This window comes from Rhizobium sp. WYCCWR 11128, from assembly GCF_013416305.1.
Taxonomy (GTDB): domain Bacteria; phylum Pseudomonadota; class Alphaproteobacteria; order Rhizobiales; family Rhizobiaceae; genus Rhizobium; species Rhizobium indicum.
In genome coordinates this window covers 188,227-207,453 of the sequence record NZ_JACCEZ010000005.1, presented here as the reverse complement: position 1 = coordinate 207,453, position 19,227 = coordinate 188,227, and the positions used below count along the sequence as shown (strand labels likewise).

21 protein-coding genes are annotated in these 19,227 nt (G+C 62.3%); 10 read left to right on the top strand and 11 right to left on the bottom strand.

Annotated elements, in window-relative coordinates; all coding sequences use genetic code 11:
* Positions 1 to 127 precede the first annotated feature (127 nt).
* Entirely contained in the window at positions 128 to 970 is an 843-nt protein-coding gene (locus HX898_RS17815) for a transporter substrate-binding domain-containing protein (protein WP_171598102.1), read from the bottom strand.
* A 196-nt stretch (positions 971 to 1,166) separates the two neighbouring features.
* On the opposite strand from HX898_RS17815, the gene hutC (HX898_RS17810) reads away from it, so the two are divergent.
* Positions 1,167 to 1,922: a histidine utilization repressor gene (gene hutC, locus HX898_RS17810; RefSeq protein WP_011654961.1), complete on the top strand. Its 756-nt coding sequence runs from the start codon at positions 1,167 to 1,169 to the stop codon at positions 1,920 to 1,922.
* 38 nt (positions 1,923 to 1,960) lie between these two features.
* Here the strand turns inward: hutC (HX898_RS17810) and hutC (HX898_RS17805) are convergent, their stop codons facing one another.
* The gene (gene hutC / locus HX898_RS17805) at positions 1,961 to 2,680 is read right to left on the bottom strand and encodes a histidine utilization repressor (RefSeq protein ID WP_171598104.1); all 720 of its coding nucleotides are present in this window, start codon (positions 2,678 to 2,680) and stop codon (positions 1,961 to 1,963) included.
* Positions 2,681 to 2,842: 162 nt separating this feature from the next.
* Positions 2,843 to 4,189 (bottom strand): formimidoylglutamate deiminase, encoded by a 1,347-nt coding sequence (locus HX898_RS17800; protein ID WP_180195264.1) that lies wholly within the window; start codon positions 4,187 to 4,189, stop codon positions 2,843 to 2,845.
* Positions 4,190 to 4,311: 122 nt separating this feature from the next.
* Between HX898_RS17800 and hutI the strand changes: the two genes are divergently transcribed.
* From hutI to HX898_RS17770, 6 genes are all read left to right on the top strand, one after another.
* Positions 4,312 to 5,589: an imidazolonepropionase gene (gene hutI / locus HX898_RS17795; protein WP_180195263.1), complete on the top strand. Its 1,278-nt coding sequence runs from the start codon at positions 4,312 to 4,314 to the stop codon at positions 5,587 to 5,589.
* Complete coding sequence (gene hutH, locus HX898_RS17790; RefSeq protein WP_180195262.1) at positions 5,586 to 7,121, top strand: histidine ammonia-lyase; 1,536 nt, start codon at positions 5,586 to 5,588, stop codon at positions 7,119 to 7,121. The genes hutI and hutH overlap by 4 nt, the downstream gene beginning before the upstream one ends.
* Before the next feature lie 202 nt (positions 7,122 to 7,323).
* Complete coding sequence (gene hutG / locus HX898_RS17785) at positions 7,324 to 8,127, top strand: N-formylglutamate deformylase (protein ID WP_180195261.1); 804 nt, start codon at positions 7,324 to 7,326, stop codon at positions 8,125 to 8,127.
* A gap of 24 nt (positions 8,128 to 8,151) precedes the next feature.
* Entirely contained in the window at positions 8,152 to 9,825 is a 1,674-nt protein-coding gene (gene hutU / locus HX898_RS17780; protein ID WP_180195260.1) for a urocanate hydratase, read from the top strand.
* Between the two features lie 5 nt (positions 9,826 to 9,830).
* A complete protein-coding gene (locus HX898_RS17775; protein ID WP_180195259.1) occupies positions 9,831 to 10,406 on the top strand; it encodes a HutD family protein in 576 nt (191 codons plus the stop codon).
* A 175-nt stretch (positions 10,407 to 10,581) separates the two neighbouring features.
* Positions 10,582 to 11,211: a J domain-containing protein gene (locus tag HX898_RS17770; protein ID WP_180195258.1), complete on the top strand. Its 630-nt coding sequence runs from the start codon at positions 10,582 to 10,584 to the stop codon at positions 11,209 to 11,211.
* Between the two features lie 21 nt (positions 11,212 to 11,232).
* Here the strand turns inward: HX898_RS17770 and HX898_RS17765 are convergent, their stop codons facing one another.
* From HX898_RS17765 to HX898_RS17745, 5 genes are all read right to left on the bottom strand, one after another.
* Complete coding sequence (locus HX898_RS17765; RefSeq protein ID WP_180195257.1) at positions 11,233 to 11,934, bottom strand: DUF899 family protein; 702 nt, start codon at positions 11,932 to 11,934, stop codon at positions 11,233 to 11,235.
* A 306-nt stretch (positions 11,935 to 12,240) separates the two neighbouring features.
* A complete protein-coding gene (locus HX898_RS17760) occupies positions 12,241 to 12,501 on the bottom strand; it encodes a DUF982 domain-containing protein (protein WP_180195256.1) in 261 nt (86 codons plus the stop codon).
* Positions 12,502 to 12,854: 353 nt separating this feature from the next.
* The gene (locus tag HX898_RS17755; protein ID WP_180195255.1) at positions 12,855 to 13,604 is read right to left on the bottom strand and encodes a sulfite exporter TauE/SafE family protein; all 750 of its coding nucleotides are present in this window, start codon (positions 13,602 to 13,604) and stop codon (positions 12,855 to 12,857) included.
* Between the two features lie 148 nt (positions 13,605 to 13,752).
* A complete protein-coding gene (locus tag HX898_RS17750) occupies positions 13,753 to 14,067 on the bottom strand; it encodes an EamA family transporter (RefSeq protein ID WP_033183755.1) in 315 nt (104 codons plus the stop codon).
* A 749-nt stretch (positions 14,068 to 14,816) separates the two neighbouring features.
* Positions 14,817 to 14,999 (bottom strand): hypothetical protein, encoded by a 183-nt coding sequence (locus HX898_RS17745; protein ID WP_138389764.1) that lies wholly within the window; start codon positions 14,997 to 14,999, stop codon positions 14,817 to 14,819.
* Positions 15,000 to 15,069: 70 nt separating this feature from the next.
* Between HX898_RS17745 and HX898_RS17740 the strand changes: the two genes are divergently transcribed.
* Positions 15,070 to 15,711 carry an alpha/beta family hydrolase gene (locus tag HX898_RS17740; RefSeq protein WP_138389765.1) on the top strand — a complete coding sequence of 214 codons (642 nt, stop codon included), beginning with the start codon at positions 15,070 to 15,072 and terminating at the stop codon, positions 15,709 to 15,711.
* Positions 15,712 to 15,752: 41 nt separating this feature from the next.
* Here HX898_RS17740 and HX898_RS17735 read toward each other — a convergent pair whose 3' ends face one another.
* Genes HX898_RS17735 through pcaQ form a run of 3 tightly spaced genes read right to left on the bottom strand, consistent with a single transcriptional unit; the run spans position 15,753 to position 17,920 of the window.
* Positions 15,753 to 16,424, bottom strand: a complete 672-nt coding sequence (locus HX898_RS17735) for an RES family NAD+ phosphorylase (protein ID WP_138389766.1) — start codon at positions 16,422 to 16,424, stop codon at positions 15,753 to 15,755.
* Positions 16,421 to 16,942, bottom strand: a complete 522-nt coding sequence (locus HX898_RS17730) for an MbcA/ParS/Xre antitoxin family protein (protein WP_138389767.1) — start codon at positions 16,940 to 16,942, stop codon at positions 16,421 to 16,423. The genes HX898_RS17735 and HX898_RS17730 overlap by 4 nt, the downstream gene beginning before the upstream one ends.
* A gap of 57 nt (positions 16,943 to 16,999) precedes the next feature.
* The gene (gene pcaQ / locus HX898_RS17725) at positions 17,000 to 17,920 is read right to left on the bottom strand and encodes a pca operon transcription factor PcaQ (RefSeq protein WP_138389768.1); all 921 of its coding nucleotides are present in this window, start codon (positions 17,918 to 17,920) and stop codon (positions 17,000 to 17,002) included.
* Between the two features lie 95 nt (positions 17,921 to 18,015).
* Between pcaQ and pcaD the strand changes: the two genes are divergently transcribed.
* Together pcaD and pcaC are read left to right on the top strand one after the other, a co-directional pair.
* The gene (gene pcaD / locus HX898_RS17720; protein ID WP_180195254.1) at positions 18,016 to 18,825 is read left to right on the top strand and encodes a 3-oxoadipate enol-lactonase; all 810 of its coding nucleotides are present in this window, start codon (positions 18,016 to 18,018) and stop codon (positions 18,823 to 18,825) included.
* Positions 18,822 to 19,226 carry a 4-carboxymuconolactone decarboxylase gene (gene pcaC, locus HX898_RS17715; protein WP_171598132.1) on the top strand — a complete coding sequence of 135 codons (405 nt, stop codon included), beginning with the start codon at positions 18,822 to 18,824 and terminating at the stop codon, positions 19,224 to 19,226. Before pcaD ends, pcaC begins: the two co-directional genes overlap by 4 nt.
* Position 19,227: the final 1 nt, after the last annotated feature.

Sequence of the window (19,227 nt, the reverse complement as noted above, 5' to 3'; positions counted from 1 at the left end):
TCTAACTCTTTTATTTAGAACAGGATTCAGATTTTAGGCCGGCCCGGCCTAAAATCATCCTGTTCGAGCATGCTGTCTCCGGCGATAAAGCCGGAGACAGGTGTTTGCGGCCGAAAGGCCGAAACGCTTATTCCTGCGGGCTGACGTCGACCTTGAACCACTTCATCGACAGGTTCTTGACCGTGCCGTCGGCAAGCGTCGACTTGATCGCCTCGTTGAACTTGTCGCGCAGATCCGTATCGGCCTTGCGGATGCCGAGACCTTCGCCCTCGCCCCAGATCGAGCCGACGATCTCCGGGCCGGTGAAGTCGAGCGTGTCGTTGGCAGCCTTAAACGCGTTGGCGAAATAGACGGCGTCATCGAAGCCGAGGTCGATACGGCCGTTCTGCAGGTCGAGGTCGCGGTCGGCGCCGGTCTTGTATTCGCGGATCTCGGCAATGTCGCCGAAATTGTCATAGACGAACTTGGCATAGACGGTTGCCGCCTGGATGCCGATCGTCTTGCCCTTGAAGACTTCCTTCAGCGCGTCGATCTCCTTCACGCCGGTCTGGCCGGGTGTCATCTTGATCGTGGCGCCGGTGCCGGCGGCCTTTGCCAGCGGGCTGTCCTTGGCGGTGGCAAACGCTGCAGGGGTGGCGGCATAAGGAATGGTGAAACCAATCACCTGCTTGCGCTCCTCTGTGATCGACAGCGCATCCATGATGACGTCGAACTTGCCGGCGTTGAGCGCCGGGATCATGCCGTCCCAATCGGAGGCAACGAGCGTGCATTCGATCTTGGCGCGCTCGCACAGCACCTTGGCGAGTTCCGGTTCGAAGCCGCCGAGCGTGCCGTCGGCATTGGTGAGGTTCCAAGGCGCGTAGGCGCCTTCGAGGGTAATCGTCGCCTTCGTCCAGTCTTTGGAAAAGGCAGGCGCGGCAAAGGCGGAAAAAGCCGCCACACCGCAAAACAGGATTGCGCTGAATTTCATTTGTGAATTCTCCTCTGGAGTTGAAACAGACCTTGCGGCACCACGGCCGATCTTCGCCGGCTTGCCCTTTCTTGTCCTATTTTTCTCAAAGGACCGATTGGGAGGTTGTATATGGTACCATATGAGATATTTTGTGATATGCAAGAGGGAAAGTCGAATTATGTGGCGAATTCCCTTCGTGCAAAAGGAATAGGCAATGAAACGTCCCGGCGAGATGAAGCGCGAATTGGCGGAAAATGACAGCACCCCGCTCTATGCCGGCGTCAAGCAGGTGATCCTCGACCGCATCCAGAGCGGCGAGTGGCCGCCGAAATACCGCGTGCCCTCGGAAAACGAGCTGGTCGTCGAACTCGGCGTCAGCAAGATGACCGCCAACCGGGCACTGCGCGAACTTGCCAATGAGGGCGAGCTCATCCGCATCCAGGGCGTCGGCTCCTTCGTCGCCGAGCGCAAGGGCTATTCGGCGCTGTTCGAAGTGCGCAACATCGCCGAGGAAATCGCCGAACGCGGCCATGTCCATGAGGCCGCCGTCGTCGTTCTCGCCCAGGAAACCGCCTCTCCCGAGGTTGCCGACGCGCTCGAATTGCCGATCGGTGCGGCAGTTTTTCATTCGCTGATCGTCCACAGCGAAAACGGCGTTCCGGTGCAGATCGAGGACCGCTTCGTCCATCCGGAAGCCGCCCCAGAATATCTCGCTCAGGATTTTTCGACGCTGACACCGAACGCCTATCTGACGGCCGCGGCCCCGCTCAGCGGCTCCGAGCATGTCGTCGAGGCGGCGATGCCGCAGGCCTGGGAATGCAAGCTCTTGACCATCATGAAGACCGAACCGTGCCTGACGATCCGCCGGCGCACATGGTCGGCAAAACAGGTGGTCTCAACCGCCCGTCTCGTCTATCCCGGCCACCGCTATCGGCTCGAAGCGCGCAGTGGCAAGATGTTCGAGGAATGAAAACACTGCCCGTGTTGTATATGGAACATGGGCAGCTATTAGGATGCCGGCGTGAAACGTGCCACCAGCGCGTGACGATCGCCCGGATAGGTGAAGCGCACATGCGTCACTGGGCCGGCATTGCTCCAGGTGCGGCGTTCTACCACGAGGCAGGCGGTATTGCGTGGTATATCGAGAGCCGCGGCCAGCTCGGCACCAGCTGAGACGGCATGGATCCGGTGTTCGGCCGTGCTCCACGGCACTTGGTTGAGCAGCCAGGGGCCGGGCGCCATCGTCAGGAAATCGGCATCGGCGGCTTCAGGTACCGTCGCAAGACTGATCAGCCGCTCCTCCAGGCAAAAGGGCCGCGCGCCGGCATTGTGGATGCAGACGACCTCGACGACCGAGGACGCCACAGGCAGTTCCAGACGGCGGCTGTCGTCCGCCTTGGCCTTGCGGCTCACCTTCTTCGAAACCGCATAGGAATAAGGCAGGTTCAGCGACTGCACCTCAGCCTTGATGTCGTGGATTTCGAGAATGGCCGATTGCGCCTGCGGCTGGGTGACGAAGCTGCCGGACTTCTTGCGGCGCTCGATGAGGCCGGCCTTGGCGAGCTGGGTCAGCACCTTGTTCACCGTCATGCGCGAGCAGTCATACTGCGTGGCGAGATCGACCTCGAAGGGAATGCGGTGCCCCGGCGGCCATACGCCCGAGACGATATGGCCCTCGATGTCGCTCAGGATGCGCTGATGCAAGGTCGGATCCCTGCTTTGGTCCATTGCCACGCTCCGGTTGGTCTCCCGCTCTAGCGCATCGGCCCGAAAATCGAAATCGATTCTCGGAAGCACGATGCATCGATTCAAAGTGTTACAGCGTCCTTTGCGCGCCTGAAAAGACACGCGGCGCTGCAATTCCAATAGCCCGCCAGGAAAAGCTCCTTTTCAGGCAGCAAGCAATTCCCCCATCGCAGCGAGGAATCGCCGGTCGATGGCGTCGCGCCTGAGATGGCGTCCGCCCTCCACCTGCTTGCGGCCGCGCGCCCAGACGCAATCGACGGAAATGCCGCCTGCAAACAGCCAGTGATCGAGGGCCTGGTCGCCTGCGAGATAAGGAACGGCCGTGGCATCGAGCGATACGATATCGGCGTGATAGCCCTCGACGAGACCTGCCGGTGCTTTCAATGCGGCACCGCCGCCGGCAAGTGCATGGGTAAACAGCGAAAGCGCCGTCGAACCGCCGGGTGCTGCGATGACGTTGCGGGCGCGAAGCGCCAGGCGCTGCGAATATTCGAGCTGGCGCAGTTCCTCCGGCACGGAGATCAGCACGTTGGAATCCGAGCCGATGCCGTAACGCCCGCCCTCTTCGAGAAAGAGCGGTGCGGCAAAGGCGCCATCACCGAGATTGGCTTCGGTGATCGGGCAGAGGCCGGCGATCGCGCCGCTTTTCGCCATCCGCCGTGTTTCGTCCTCGGTCATATGCGTCGCATGGATCAGGCACCAGCGCTCATCCACAGGCGCATGATCGAGCAGCCATTGCACCGGCCGCGCGCCGGACCAGGCGATGCAGTCCTCGACTTCCTTCACCTGCTCGGCGACATGGATATGGATGGGGCCGTCCCCCGCGATCGGCACGAGCCGTGTGAGCTCGTCCGGTGTTGCAGCGCGCAGGCTGTGCGGTGCCAGCCCGAGCTCGGCGCCGTCGAGCCGGCCGATGACTGCCCGGCATCCCTCCATCAGCCTTTCGAAGCTTTCGAGCGAATTGATGAACCGCCGCTGGCCGTCGATGGGGGCAGCACCGCCGAAGCCGGAATGGGCATAAAAGACCGGCAGCAGCGTCAGCCCGATGCCGGTCTCTTCGCTCGCTGCGCCGATGCGTTCGGCAAGCTCGGCGATATTGGCGTAGGCGCTGCCATCTCTATCATGGTGGAGATAGTGGAACTCGCCGACGCGGGAAAAACCGGCTTCCAGCATCTCTGCATAGAGCTTGGCCGCGACCGCCTCGACATGATCAGGCGTCATCGCCAGGGCAAATTTGTACATCACCGTGCGCCAGCTCCAGAAGCTGTCATTTGCCGGGCCGCGCACTTCCGCAAGGCCGGCCATCGCCCGCTGGAAGGCATGGCTGTGCAGGTTCGCCATGGCGGGAATGAGAAGGGCATGGCGTTCGTCGCCGGGCCTGGGAGAAGTGCCGATTTCGACCCGCGCGATGCGCCCGGCCTCAAGCGTCAGCCGCACGTCCTTCTGCCAGCCCTGCGGGGTCAGCGCCGTGCCTGCGTGAAGTGTGGTCATGACCTTCCCTCTCCTCTTGTCGTGCTGCCGATCTTTCTTTTCCAGAAAAGCGCACAAAATTTCTCTTGTCACCTATCGATTATGTATATACATGTTTTGGCATAAGGAAAGGCGCAAAGCTGATGACCGGGAACAATTTTTCAGAGGAAGCCCCACCTGCCGACACCCGCCCAGTGCTGTGGCGCAACGCGCGGCTCGCCACGCTCGCGCCGACAAAATCGGGGCTTGGCCAAGCGGGACTGGGCATCGTCGAAAAGGGCGCCGTGCTGATCGAAAACGGCCGCATCGCCTTTGCCGGCGCCGAAAGCGAGCTGCCGGCATCGGCCATCGAACATTCCGACATCGTCGATCTCGAAGGCCGCTGGGTAACGCCCGGTCTCGTCGACTGCCACACCCATATCGTCCATGGCGGCAATCGCGCCCGCGAGTTCGAAATGCGTCTTGCAGGCGCGACTTATGAGGAGGTCGCACGCGCCGGCGGCGGCATCGTTTCCTCGGTGAAGGCAACCAATGCGCTGTCGGTCGAGGAGCTTGTCGCGCAGGCTCTGCCGCGGCTCGACACGCTGCTTGCCGAAGGTGTCACGACGATCGAGGTCAAATCCGGCTACGGGCTGAACCGAACCGGCGAAGTGAAGATGCTGCAGAGCGCCCGCCTGCTCGGCCATATCAGACCGGTCCGCGTCGCCACCAGCTATCTCGGCGCCCATGCGACACCTGTGGAATATAAGGGTCGCAACGGCGATTATCTCGATGATGTTGTCCTGCCCGGTCTCGACGACATGCATGGCCTCGGTCTTGCCGATGCCGTCGACGGCTTCTGCGAGGGCATCGCTTTTTCCACGACTGAGATCGCCCGCGTCTTCGACAAGGCGAAGGCGCTTGGCCTGCCGGTCAAGCTGCATGCCGAGCAGCTCTCCAATCTTGGCGGCGCCAAGCTCGCCGCGTCATACGGCGCACTGTCAGCCGATCACCTCGAATATCTCGACGAAGATGGCGTTGCGGCGATGGCCGCAGCTGGCACCGTCGCCGTACTGCTGCCCGGCGCCTTCTACGCCATCCATGAAAAGCAGAAGCCGCCGGTAGAGGTGTTGCGGCGGGCAGGCGTGCCGATCGCGATCGCCACCGATTGCAATCCCGGCACCTCACCGCTCACCTCGATGCTGCTCACCATGAACATGTCGGCCACACTTTTCGGCCTCACCGTCGAGGAATGCATCGCCGGCGCCACCCGCGAAGGCGCCCGGGCGCTCGGCCTGCTCGACAAGACGGGAACGCTCGAACCCGGCAAATCCGCCGATCTCGCCATCTGGAATATCGAAAGCCTTGCCGAACTCGTCTACCGCATCGGCTTCAACCCGCTTCACGCACGCGTCTTCAAGGGCGAAAGGAACGGCCGATGACCATCACGCTCCACCCAGGCTCCGTCTCGCTCAAGGATCTCGAAACCATCTACTGGACCGGTGTGCCGGCAAGGCTCGCTCCCGCCTTCGATGCGGGGATCGCCAAGGCCGCCGCCCGTATCGCTGAGATCGCCGCCGGCAACGCGCCGGTCTACGGCATCAATACCGGCTTCGGAAAACTCGCCTCGATCAAGATCGACAGCGCCGACGTGACCACCTTGCAGCGCAATCTCATCCTGTCGCATTGCTGCGGCGTCGGTGCGCCACTGCCCGACAATATCGTGCGGCTGATCATGGCGCTGAAGCTGGTCTCGCTCGGGCGCGGCGCCTCCGGCGTGCGGCTGGAGCTGGTGCGGCTGATCGAAGGCATGCTGGAAAAGGGCGTCATCCCGCTGATCCCCGAAAAGGGCTCGGTCGGCGCCTCCGGCGATCTTGCGCCCCTTGCCCATATGGCGGCGGTGATGATGGGCGAGGCCGAAGCCTTCTTCGCCGGTGAACGGCTCCCAGGCGCTGAAGCCCTCGAAAGGGCCGGGCTGAAACCGGTGGTGCTCGCCGCCAAGGAGGGCCTCGCTCTCATCAACGGCACCCAGACGTCGACTGCGCTGGCACTTGCCGGCCTCTTCCGCGCCCATCGTGCCGCGCAGGCGGCGCTCATCACCGGCGCCATGTCCACCGACGCCGCCATGGGCTCTTCAGCGCCCTTCCATCCGGATATTCACACATTGCGTGGCCATAAGGGCCAGATCGACACGGCGGCTGCACTTCGCGCCCTGCTCGAAAACTCCATCATTCGCCAGAGCCATATCGAGGGTGACGAGCGCGTGCAGGATCCCTATTGCATTCGCTGCCAGCCGCAGGTCGACGGCGCCTGCCTCGATCTGCTGCGCTCGGTCGCCCGCACCCTCGAGATCGAAGCCAACGCGGTCACCGACAATCCGCTGGTGCTCTCGGACAATTCAGTCGTCTCCGGCGGCAATTTTCATGCCGAACCCGTCGCCTTCGCCGCCGATCAGATCGCGCTCGCTGTCTGCGAGATCGGTGCGATTTCGCAGCGCCGCATCGCGCTGCTGGTCGATCCCACCCTCTCCTACGGTCTGCCGGCCTTCCTCGCCAAGAAGCCGGGCTTGAATTCCGGCCTGATGATCGCCGAGGTCACCTCGGCGGCGCTGATGTCCGAAAACAAGCAGATGTCTCACCCCGCTTCAGTCGATTCGACGCCGACCTCGGCCAACCAGGAAGACCATGTCTCCATGGCCTGCCACGGCGCGCGTCGCCTGCTCGGCATGACCGAGAACCTGTTCGGCATCATTGGCATCGAGGCGCTGACCGCCGCCCAAGGCGTCGAACTGCGCGCGCCGCTATCGACCAGCCCAGAGCTTGGCAAGGCGATCGCCGCGATCCGCAGCAAGGTTCCGAGCCTCGACGTCGATCGCTACATGGCAAACGACCTCGCCGCCGCCGCCGAACTGGTGGCAACGGGCGCCCTGAACGCCTCGGTTTCGAATGGTATTCTGCCGGTTCTGGAGGGTTGATCGTGATGGTTCTGGACTTGGTACCCCCCTCTGCCCTGCCGGGCATCTCCCCCACAAGGGGGGAGATCGGCTGGTTGGCCCCGCTCGCTCCGACATCAATTGTTTGGCAAAGCCCCATCCACGAGTCAATCTCCCCCCTTGTGGGGGAGATGTCCGGCAGGACAGAGGGGGGTAGCGCCCCAGACACCGGAGCGCTTTGCCTATGACCACACCATACGAAATCCGCCAGGGCACCTCCCCCGTCATCCTCGGCTTCCCCCATACCGGCACCGACGTGCCGCCTGAGATCGCCGACCGCCTCAACGACAATGGCAGGATCCTCGCCGACACCGACTGGCACATCCACCACCTCTATGACGGCCTGCTCGACAATGTCACAGTGGTGCGCGCCACCTTCCACCGCTATGTGATCGACGCCAACCGCGATCCGGCGGGCGTGAGCCTTTATCCCGGCCAGAACACCACCGGCCTCATTCCCCAGACGGATTTCGACGGCAAGGCGATCTGGAAGGAAGGCGCGGCACCCGATGAGGCCGACATCGCGGCACGGCTGCGGGATTTTCATGCCCCCTATCATGCTGCGCTTGCCGCCGAGATCGAACGCGTCAAGGCAATCCACGGCGTCGCAATCCTCTACGACTGCCACTCGATCCGGTCGCACATTCCCTTTCTCTTCGAAGGCAAGCTGCCGGATTTCAATATCGGCACCGATATGGGCAAGACGTGCGACAGCGCGATCGAGCAGGCGACGCTGACCGTCGTCGAAGCCGCCGAAGGCTACGACGGCGTGCTCAATGGCCGCTTCAAGGGCGGCTGGACGACACGCCACTATGGTCGGCCCGACACTGGTGTGCACGCGATCCAGATGGAGCTCGCGCAATCGACGCATCTCCAGACCGAGGCACCACCCTTTGCCTACGACGCCGCCAAGGCAGACAGACTTCGCGTTCATCTCAAAAACATTCTGGTGCGCATCGAACAGATTGCGCCAGGCCTGAAACGATAACGATCTCTCGACAGGGGAACCGCCATGAACAATCCACGCCATAATATCCGCGAAATCCGCGCACCCCGCGGCAACGATCTCAATGCCAAGAGCTGGATGACCGAAGCGCCGCTGCGCATGCTGATGAACAATCTCGATCCCGACGTCGCCGAAAACCCGAACGAACTCGTCGTCTATGGCGGCATCGGCCGCGCCGCCCGTACCTGGGAGGATTTCGACCGCATCGTCGCGACGCTGAAGACGTTGACGGAAGAAGAAACGCTGGTCGTGCAATCCGGCAAGCCGGTCGGCGTGTTCCGCACCCACAAGGATGCGCCGCGGGTGCTGATCGCCAATTCCAACCTCGTACCGCATTGGGCGACCTGGGATCATTTCAACGAGCTGGATAAGAAGGGCCTTGCCATGTACGGCCAGATGACGGCCGGCTCGTGGATCTATATCGGCACGCAGGGCATCGTGCAGGGCACCTACGAGACCTTCGTGGAGGCCGGCCGCCAGCATTACGGCGGCAATCTCAAGGGCAAATGGATCCTGACCGGCGGCCTCGGCGGCATGGGCGGCGCCCAGCCGCCCGCCGCCGTCATGGCCGGCGCCTGCTGCCTGGCCGTCGAATGCAATCCCGATTCGATCGATTTCCGCCTGCGCACCCGCTATGTCGACGCCAAGGCCGAGACGCTCGATGAAGCGCTTGAGATGATCGATCGCTGGACCAAGGCCGGCGAGGCAAAGTCCGTCGGCCTGCTCGGCAACGCCGCCGAAATCCTGCCGGAGATGGTCCGCCGCGGCATCCGCCCGGACATCGTCACCGACCAGACCTCGGCGCACGACCCGATCAACGGCTACCTGCCGAAGGGCTGGACGATGGCCGAATGGAAGGCGAAGCGCGAAAGCGATCCGAAGGCTGTGGAAAAAGCAGCGCGCGCCTCGATGCGCGAGCATGTCGAAGCGATGATCGCCTTCTGGAATGCCGGCGTGCCGACCCTCGATTACGGCAACAACATCCGCCAGGTCGCCAAGGATGAAGGCCTCGAAAACGCCTTCGCCTTCCCGGGCTTCGTGCCGGCCTATATCCGCCCGCTGTTTTGCCGCGGCATCGGCCCCTTCCGCTGGGCGGCCCTTTCCGGCGACCCGGAGGATATCTACAAGACCGATGCCAAGGTGAAGGAGCTGTTGCCTGACAACAAGCACCTGCATCTTTGGCTCGACATGGCCAGGGAGCGCATCGCCTTCCAGGGTCTGCCGGCACGCATCTGCTGGGTAGGCCTCGGCGACCGTCACAAGCTCGGCCTCGCCTTCAACGAGATGGTGAGAACAGGCGAACTCTCCGCCCCGATCGTCATCGGTCGCGACCATCTGGACTCAGGCTCCGTCGCTTCGCCGAACCGCGAGACTGAAGCGATGAAGGACGGCTCCGACGCGGTCTCCGATTGGCCGCTGCTCAACGCCCTGCTCAACACGGCATCGGGCGCCACCTGGGTGTCGCTGCATCACGGCGGCGGCGTCGGCATGGGCTTCTCGCAGCATTCCGGCATGGTCATTTGCGCCGATGGCACCGACGATGCCGCAAGACGCCTCGAGCGTGTGCTCTGGAACGACCCGGCGACCGGCGTCATGCGCCACGCCGATGCCGGTTACGAGATCGCCATCGACTGCGCCAAGGAAAAAGGCCTGCGCCTGCCTGGCATTCTCGGGAACTGAACCCGGTGAGGATCCTGCGCGCCGGCGATCACAAACGCATGCCCTGGAAAAACGGCAAGGGAGAGACGGTGGAGATCGCCGCCTTTCCACCCGGCGCTTCGATCAACGACTTCGACTGGCGCATCAGCATGGCGACGGTCGCGGAGGATGGCCCGTTTTCGATCTTTCCCGGCATCGACCGCACGCTGGCGATCCTTGATGGCAACGGCATGGTGCTCGATGTCGCAGGTAGTTCGCCCGTGCTGCTGACAACGACAAGCGATCCGCTGGCCTTCCCGGCGGATATCCCCGTCGCGGCCAGGCTCGAGGATGGAGCTATCACCGATCTCAACGTCATGACACGCCGTGACGGGCTCGCCCATACGCTGATCAGGATCGACGTCGATGGCGGCAAGACCGTGGGGCTTTCGCCCTCGACATGCCTGTTGCTTTGCCATCGCGGCGCATTGTCATTCCGGCGGGACGGCGAGACCGGCGCGCTCGCGGCAGGCGATGCGCTGCTGATCGAGGGCGCAGCCGCAACCGTGCTGGAAATCGATGGCGAAGCCAGATGTTATCTCGCTTCGATCACCGCAGGCTGATCTTCGAACAACGAATTGAAAACATTAAACAATCGAGGATTTGGCGAAGCATTTGCATAAACCATCGCCATCTCGGGCCATGGACGTCATTCCTCGTTTCGGTCTAAACTTCGCCCTTCTGATGCAGAAGAAGACCTAGACTGCCCGCGACGTGCCGGGGAGCAAGGGAGCAGGCGTGACGGATCCATACGATATTCTCGGCGTTGAACGCGATGCGGACGAGACGCAGTTGAAGGCCGCCTATCGGCGCCTGGCGAAGGTTGCCCACCCCGATTCGGGTGGTGATTCGGACGCCTTCGCCAATCTGCAGAAAGCCTACGGGCTGCTTCTCGATCCGGTCCGGCGCAAGGTCTACGACGATACCGGCTACGACGTCGAATTCGCCGATGCGGCCGAATTGCAGGCGCTCGTGATGATCGAGAAGCTCGTCACCGACGCAGTCCTCGACGAGCGTGCACCCGGAAGTTTCGATCCCGTCGCCGTCATGCAGGACAGCCTTTCCGAGGAACTGCGCAAGGCGCGTTTCAGCAAGAGCGAGCTGGAACGCCACGCCTCGCGAATCGGCCTGCATCTGGAGCGGCTCGAAAAACAGTCCGGCCGCGATGTGCTCGCCCACATGTTCCGCGCCCGCATCGAAGCGATCTCCAAGGCGGTCGCGGAAACCGAGGCGAAGATCAAGGCGACGGAACGCGCCGCCGACATGCTCAGCGGCTATGTCTACGACATCGATCCGCCGCCGCTGCCGGATGACGCGGTCACCAGCATCGAATGGGCCGAGCCCTCCAGAAACCGCTCCACCGGCTGACGGCGTACGACGCCGCTGATCTTAATAGGACAACTTCGGATACCAGTCCGCCGGCCGGCCTTCGGGCGTCGAATCGATGACGGTCCAGAGCGGCATCAGGTCTGGTGCGCCGCGCGGGTCCTCGCCGGGGTCGGCCGTCACCTCGCCCATCTCCTGGCTCCAGAAATGGCGGAGGGTGCCGTCGCGGCGCGTGAAGACGTTGAAGGCCGCGTCATCGCCGCCATCCCCGCCGATTGCGTGATAGTCGCGGCTGTAACCGTCCGTCATGTCGGAATAAAGCGGCAGGTGATGCCAGCCACGCTCCTTCTTGAAGGCGAGCAGCTTTTCAATCGGCGAGCGGGCCACGACGGCCAAGGCTGCGCGCTGCTGGATGTCGGGCACCTCGCCGTCCCAGGCCGACAGCAGCGAGGTGCACATCGGGCACGGGCGCTCGCGTTGCGGGCCGAACATATAGCTGTAGACGATCAGCGTCTCCTTGTCGGCGAAGAGCTCGCTGAAGGATATCGGCCCATCGCTGCCTTCGAAGCGGTAGTCTTTCGTGACCTCGCCACCCGACGGCAGCGCCCGGCGCTGTCTTGCCACGCGCTCGATGTGCCGGCGCAATTCGATCTCTTCGGCCAGCAGCGCGTCGCGGGCGCTGCGATACGCTTCGCTCTCATTGGGGAAACGTACGCCGTTCTTGGCCGCAAGCACGGCGGCGGGGACCAGATTCCGATTATCCATGACGATATCCTCCTTCTGTTGCCGCGCGTCTCAGACGCGCAAAGGACGTGCTGAAGCGACGACCGGATCGTAGCACATCATTGCAAGGACGATCGGCTGATGCGAAAATCGACAGAGCCGACGGAAAATATTCGCCCCGCGCTTTGGCCGGCTCGGTGCCCGGAGCGCCAAGCCCAGCTGCCGGTGCACAACCTCGACGAAGACGGACGAGACGGCTTGATCCAGCTGCACCACGTGGTGAGATTCCAATTCCTCAGAACATGACCATCGAAGTCGAGCAGATAAGGCCGAAGAGCGTCGTGAAACTCAGTGAACGGTGATCACCGGAATGCCAGCTTCGTCGGCGGCACGGATAAGCGCTGCTCGCGCGTCCTGAGCCGGAATTTCCCCATGAATTGCATTTCGGCACGCCCTAATCGCTATAAGATATTCTTCTCCGTCGTCGATCGGCCAGCCAGCCGTCAACATCTCGGCAGCCTGGCAGAGGGTTGCGACAAGCTTGTATTTTTCCGGCCCATCCACAACGAGCATCAGAGGGGCAAACTCTCCGGATGTGTGCCAATTCATGACATTAGGTCTCCCCACAGTAAACATATTAGTAACCGTGCAAGAACCGTTCCGTGATCTTCGCCGGCATGCCGAAGCTCGTTTCGGAGGCCGCAGAATGGAAAGGAGAACATTTCTTAAAGGGCGCTTTAGTCGCCTCAGCATCGCCAGCGTCAGCATGGGCACCTGTTGGCAGGGAAACGGTCGTCGGCCTCATTACCCGCCATGCTGAAGCCGATAAGGCGCCGAAAGATCGATCAGCTTTGTCTTCGGCCGGCTGGCTCCAATGGAGGCGGCGCGCAATCGCAGGAAGCTCAATACCTATAAAACAAGAGAGTTATTGACTGAGAGTCTGAGGGGTGCCGGACCTCCGCTCAAAGGTAAGCTCGCGAAAAGAACACCGCGGTCGTCAAAAAGGCGACCGCGAGGGTTAGCACCCGGACGACCGATGATGGGAGCCTTCGTCCGATATGCGCTCCGATCCACCCGCCGATAACGGCTCCGATCGTCATGGGAATGCACTCCTGCCATACGATTGCCCCGGCAAGTACGAAGACGACGACGGCGACCGCGTTGGCGGCGGTTACCATCACCATTCTTGTCGGGTTCAGGCTCTTGATGTCCCCGCCCCCGAGCGCGCTCCATGCCGCAAGCATCATGAGACCCACCGCGCCGCCAAAATAGCCGCCATAAAGACCGAGAAAGAACTGAACCGTTGCGAACGCCAGAACACTCGGACGTGCCTGCGTCTGGAACCGGGCGCTGAGCCTCGGACCTGCAGTCAGCATCAATGTCGCCACCAGCAAAAGCCATGGCAGGAGACCATCGAAAATCCTGGATGGGGTTAGCAGCAATAGAATACTTCCGGCCACGCCACCCACGACTGTCACGATGGCAATGGGCACGACATTGACGCCGCACACACTCCTAACCCCGTCACGGTAGACCCACGAGCTCGCCATACCGCCGGGAAACAAGGCCAGGGTGCTTGTCGCGTTTGCGGCTACCGATGGCACTCCGACCGATATCAGCGCAGGCAGGGAGACGAACGATCCGCCGCCCGCCAACGCATTCATGCTGCCTGCTAACAAGCCAGCAAGGAAAAGAAGCATGATATCGTACATGTTCAGGTCGCCTTAGCCCCCAATGCTGAGTCCGGCCGAGCCTCTCGTCCAATACCGCAGTCAACTCGCCGCACGCCGTTGCGCGTCCAGAAGAGTCCGCCCCACGACTGCCATTCGCCGTAGTCAGGGAAACGCAATTGAGAGCCATTCATCCGATCACCATGAGCGTAACCGATGCTATCCCGAGGAGTACGCCAACCGCCTGATGCCAGCCGAGCCTCTCGTCGAAAACCAAAACGGCGATCGCGTTGATGGCGATGAGCTGCGCGACCGACGATAACGAAATAGCAAGGGAAAGCCCGCTTGTCCGCATGAGAGCGATCATCGAAAGATTGCCTAATGTGTAGAGGACAAGCGCGGTGGCGAGCAGCCAAAGGTTCGAGTTGCTCACATATGCGCGGGAAGCGGTCGCTCCCGCCAGGAATAGGCAGACGGCTATGAAGAGGATGGCGGCAACACGCATCGATAAACTCCTGCTGACGCGTTTTGTCTAACGCCGGGCGGCCCGTCAATCCATCAGAGACTATCCCCTGTCCTCGATCGCGACGCACGGCTACATGGTGATCAGTTTATTTTACACCCAGCTCGACGTTAGCTACCAATAAGAAGGCTCTCAAGCCGTCCAATCGTCCAAGGCGGCCAGGGGCAAAAAGGACGACGCCGCAAAGCTTTTCGAACGTCATCAACATCATGGATGCCCTCAAGAAGAGCGTCGAAGCCGACATGAAACGTCGAAAGAAAGCGGCCTGATAAAATCCCCGAGCTGACGAGCGGTCCCGCTATGTGGAATGACTATGAACAACATTCGCATGAAAGAGTTCCTGCGACATGATGCAGTCTCTCGCGACCTCGCTTCTCCGCCGCTGAAATCCCTTCCGCCAACGACAAGACGAAAACGGCGATATGCGCAAGGGCTGGAAAACAAAAAGGGCGCTCGACCCTTGCGGGGAGCGCCCTTATCCTGTCGGACAACGAACAGTTCGACGACGTCGATACCGCGCGCATCCATTTTTCAGGCAGGACGGGTATATGGACCCTTTCCACCGGGGTTTCAAGAGGCGGTTCAGCGGTTCTACACGATAATTGACCCTAGAACAGGATTCAGATTTTAGGCCGGGTCGGCCTAAAATCTGATCCTGATCTAAATCAAAGAAGTGGAGCATGATGTCGTCCGAAAACCGCTCACACTTTTCGGCATCATGCTCTAGTCGATCAGGAGGCGACCCCGGTGATCGGATTGACCACAGGTCGTTCGCTTTTGTCTCTGACCCCCGCCGGCTGCACCACCGGCGGCGCCATCGATTCTGCATCGGCGGGCTCCGGCTTTTCAGGAACGGCGCCGACATCTTTGGGGCGCCGCTGCCCGGGCTTTACGTTTTGATCATTCGTCGACATTGTCGGTCTCCCTTCCAGGAAGAAGTCACGGCCGTCGACATGGTTCCGACGATGGGATGGAGGATTACCGATGCTTGACAGGTTTCTGCTTCAAGGCGCTCCCGATGCGCGCTTCACCATCCTTCTTGCGCATGGCGCCGGCGCGCCGATGGATTCGGCATCGATGACAGCAGCGGCAAATGCCCTCGCTGGTGTCGGCTTCCGCGTCGCCCGTTTCGAATTCGCCTATATGGCCGCCCGCCGCACCTTAGAAGGTCGCAAGCCGCCGCCACGCGCCGAAACGCTCAATCCCGAATACGAGGCGGCCATTGCCGAACTCGGCGCCAGCGGTCCGCTGATCATCGGCGGCAAGTCGATGGGCGGCCGGGTCGCCAGCATGGTCGCCGACGACCTTCATCGTCGGGGAAAGATTGCCGGCCTGCTCTGCCTCGGCTATCCCTTCCATCCACCCGGCCAGCCGGAGAAGCTGCGCACCGGCCATCTCACGGGGCTGACGACTCCCGCGTTGATCTGCCAGGGAACACGCGACGAATTCGGCACGCGGGACGAGGTGCCGGACTACGATCTGTCCGACAGGATCGAGATCCTCTGGCTCGAGGACGGCGACCACGATCTCAAGCCGCGCAAGACGATCTCCGGCTTCTCCAGTGCCGACCACCTCGCCACGATGGCGAAGGCGGCAAAGGCATGGGCCGAAGGTTTGCCGGTTTAAGCATCACCATCCCCGGTGCCGTCAGCCTGCCGGCGCCGCCGTCAGGCAGCGAGCTTCCTGACATCGATGCGTCGGTCGGTGGCGGAAACGGTGATTTCGAAGTGGTCGGCCTGCACCACGCCCCGAATATTGCGCGGCCGATGGGCGACGATCGCCACTCCACCTCTCAGCCGGACACTGTCATAGAGGATACCGGCGCCGCCGCTCGAGCGCACCTCTTCTCCCAGAACCTGCGACGCCGCATAGCTGGTGCCGTCATAGACATTGGGCCGTAGCGTCTGCTCTCCACGAATGTCGAGATAGTCCCCCAACAGAGTGGCTGCGTAGCTTCTATAGGTGCGGGCCACCGTCGCCACTCCGCGCGCGACAGCCTCGCGCCGGAGATGATGGCCAACCTCGGCTGCGGCTGTCCTGAGATTGTCGGCGGCATACCAGGCGCCGAGATCGGGGCCGTTGAAGCGCATTCCTCCCGGCGCAACATGCAGGAATGCCGCCATGACAATGCTGGCATTGGCAACGCCATAAACCCATTGGTCCTCGGGAAGCCGTTGGATGCGGTCGGCGACGAGCCGGTCGTTGGTCCAGCCGACGAGCTCCATCACGGCTTCGAGATCTGCCGCCCGCGTCACCGTCTCAAAAAGCCCGATCGGTGGAAATTGCGACGGGATCAGCCGATATGACGGACGCGGCGCTTCAGCAAAACGATCGCTCACCGGAAGACGATGTCCGCATCTTCGTAAGGTGTGAAGGCCTCGTCGAGCGCATTTGGCTGCATATAGAGACCGCCGCGGGCGCCGTCGAGAAACCGGCGGACGGTCATCAACCCGTCCTGGGTCCCGTTCGTCATGATATCAAGCGGCGGATGGCCGCCGAAAACCGGCGCCTGATGCGGCGTGCGCAGCCAGGCGACGCCGGCGCGTTCATCGGAAAACAGCACGCCGAGCGCCTGATGGATACCGAGCACGGCGGAGATGCGGGTCAGCGTATCGACATCGAGCGTGAAAGCGCCGTGCTCGCGCGCCTGTTTGGCCCAATTGTGATAGGTCGACCGAGAGGGATAGCCGAGCATGAGCAGACGCTGCTCCTCGCTCAGCCCCCAGAGATCGGCGATCGCCAGAAAGGTTCGCAGGGCCGGGGCGCTCAGCCTCTTGCGGTTTGCCGGAGCAAACCGCTCCATTTCCAGCCGCTGTGGCCCTTGGTCTTCCCGTTGCTCCCGTCGCGCATGCTGCATGAAAGCCTCCTGTCTTGAATTAGACTTAGTCCAAATCTGGGCATTCATCAAGCAAATTTAAAGGGCCGCCTCGCCTGCCGCCTCGCGGATCGTCTGCATCAGGATCGATTGCGGCAGTGACGGCACGGCATCGGCGCGCATCGTCAACCCGACCGGCCCCTTGGTCTCGCCGGTATCGACCGGCAGAAGCGCCAGCCGCCCGTCGGCGACATCGTTGGCCACGACGCCGTTGGAAATGATCCAGATCGCATCGCTTGCCCGCAGGAATGCGCGGCCGAAGGAATCCGAAACCGTCTCGATCTGGTTCGGCAGGCTGGAGACGCCGTTGGCGATGAGGAAATTTTCGACCACCGGCCGAATAATCGAACCCCGCGTCGGCATCAGCACCGTATAGTTGCCGAAGCCGGCAAACAGTGCTTGCCGGCCGTCGAGCAGCGGATGGCCGGCGCGCACGGCAAACACCACCTGCTCGGAATAAAGATGCTCGAAGGAAAACCCTGCCATATTCTCGGCGCCGGCCAGACGTCCGACGACGAGGTCGAGATCACCGACGCGGAGCTGTTCAAGGAGCACGGCGTTCTCGCCGGTGACGATCTTCACCCGGCTCCAGGTCTTTTCCTTGAGGAAGAGTTCCATCGCCCGCGGCATGATGCGCGATGACACCGTCGGCAGCGCGCCGATCCGGATCGGCGGCGCATCTGCGAACTGCTCCTGCGAGACGGAATCGAGACCCTGGCGCAGCGCCGTCAGCGCCGCACCTGCATGCCGCAGGAAGACCTCGCCGTAGCGGGTGATCTTGATGCCGCGGCCATCACGCTCGAAGACATCGACGCCCAGCACCTGTTCCAGTTCGCGGATCGTCTTGGTGACCGCCGGCTGGCTGACATGCAGCAATTCGGCGGCCTTCATGACGCTCTTCTGCCGCGCCACCTCGACAAAGGTTTGCAGATGGCGGAACTTGACCCGGCTGTCGATCATCGCTCGCATAACTCCAGGGTTATCGAAACGCCAATAAATATCATTTTACTTAACCGGATCAAGCAGTCAATTTCACCATTCAGGAGGAGAGTGACGTGCAATTCGCCCGCATAAACGACGTGACGATCCATTATCAGATCATTGGCGCGCCTGCCGACAGGCCGGTAATCGTCTTCGCCAACTCGCTGGGCACGGATTTCCGCATCTGGCGCGACGTCGTGGTACGGCTTGCCGGTGAATTTGCCATCGTGCTTTACGACAAGCGCGGCCACGGCCTTTCCGATGTCGGCCAGCTCCCCTCATCGATCGAGGACCATGCGACGGATCTCGCCGGCCTTCTCGATCTGCTGTCGGTCAAGGATGCCGTCATCTGCGGCCTGTCGGTCGGCGGCCTCATTGCCCAGTCGCTCTACCATCGCCGGCCGGATCTGGTCCGCGCGCTGATCCTCTGCGACACCGCCCACAAGATCGGCACGGCGGAGAGCTGGAACGCCCGTATCGCCACCGTCGAGCAAAACGGCATCGGCAGCATCGTCGACGCGGTCATGGAGCGTTGGTTCACGCCCGCCTTCCGCCGGCCCGAGAGCACCGCCTATGCCGGCTATTGCAACATGCTGACGCGCCAGCCCGTCGAGGGCTATGTCGCCGCCTGCGCCGCGATCCGAGACGCCGATTTCACGGAGGTCGCAAAGACGATCACCGTCCCGACGATCTGCATCGTCGGCGACCAGGATGGCTCGACGCCGCCCGATCTCGTGCTTTCGACCGCGAAGCTGATATCAGGCGCTCGCTACGAAGTGATCCGCGATTGCGCGCACATTCCCTGCGTCGAGCAGCCGGAGGCGCTAACGGCGATCATCCGCGCCTTCCTCACATCCATTCCGCCTGGAGAAGTCAGCCCATGAATGAGACCGCGTCCCCTTCCGAGCGCTATCGCCAGGGCATGGCGACCCGCCGCGCCGTGCTTGGCGACGCCCATGTCGACCGCGCCGCCGCCACATCGACGGAGTTCGACCGCCCCTTCCAGGAACTGATCACCGAGGCCGCCTGGGGTCATGTCTGGTCGCGCCCGGCGCTGACGAAGCGCGAGCGCTCGATCATCACGATCGCTCTGCTTGCCGCGCTCGGCCAGGACGACGAGGTCGCCATGCATGTGCGTGCCACCGCCAATACGGGGGCGACCCGCGAGGATATCTGCGAGGCGCTGCTGCATGTGGCGATCTATGCCGGCGTTCCCGCCGCCAATCACGCGATCAAGATCGCAAAGCAGGCTTTTGAACAGATGGACGCCGAACAGGCGGCCTGAG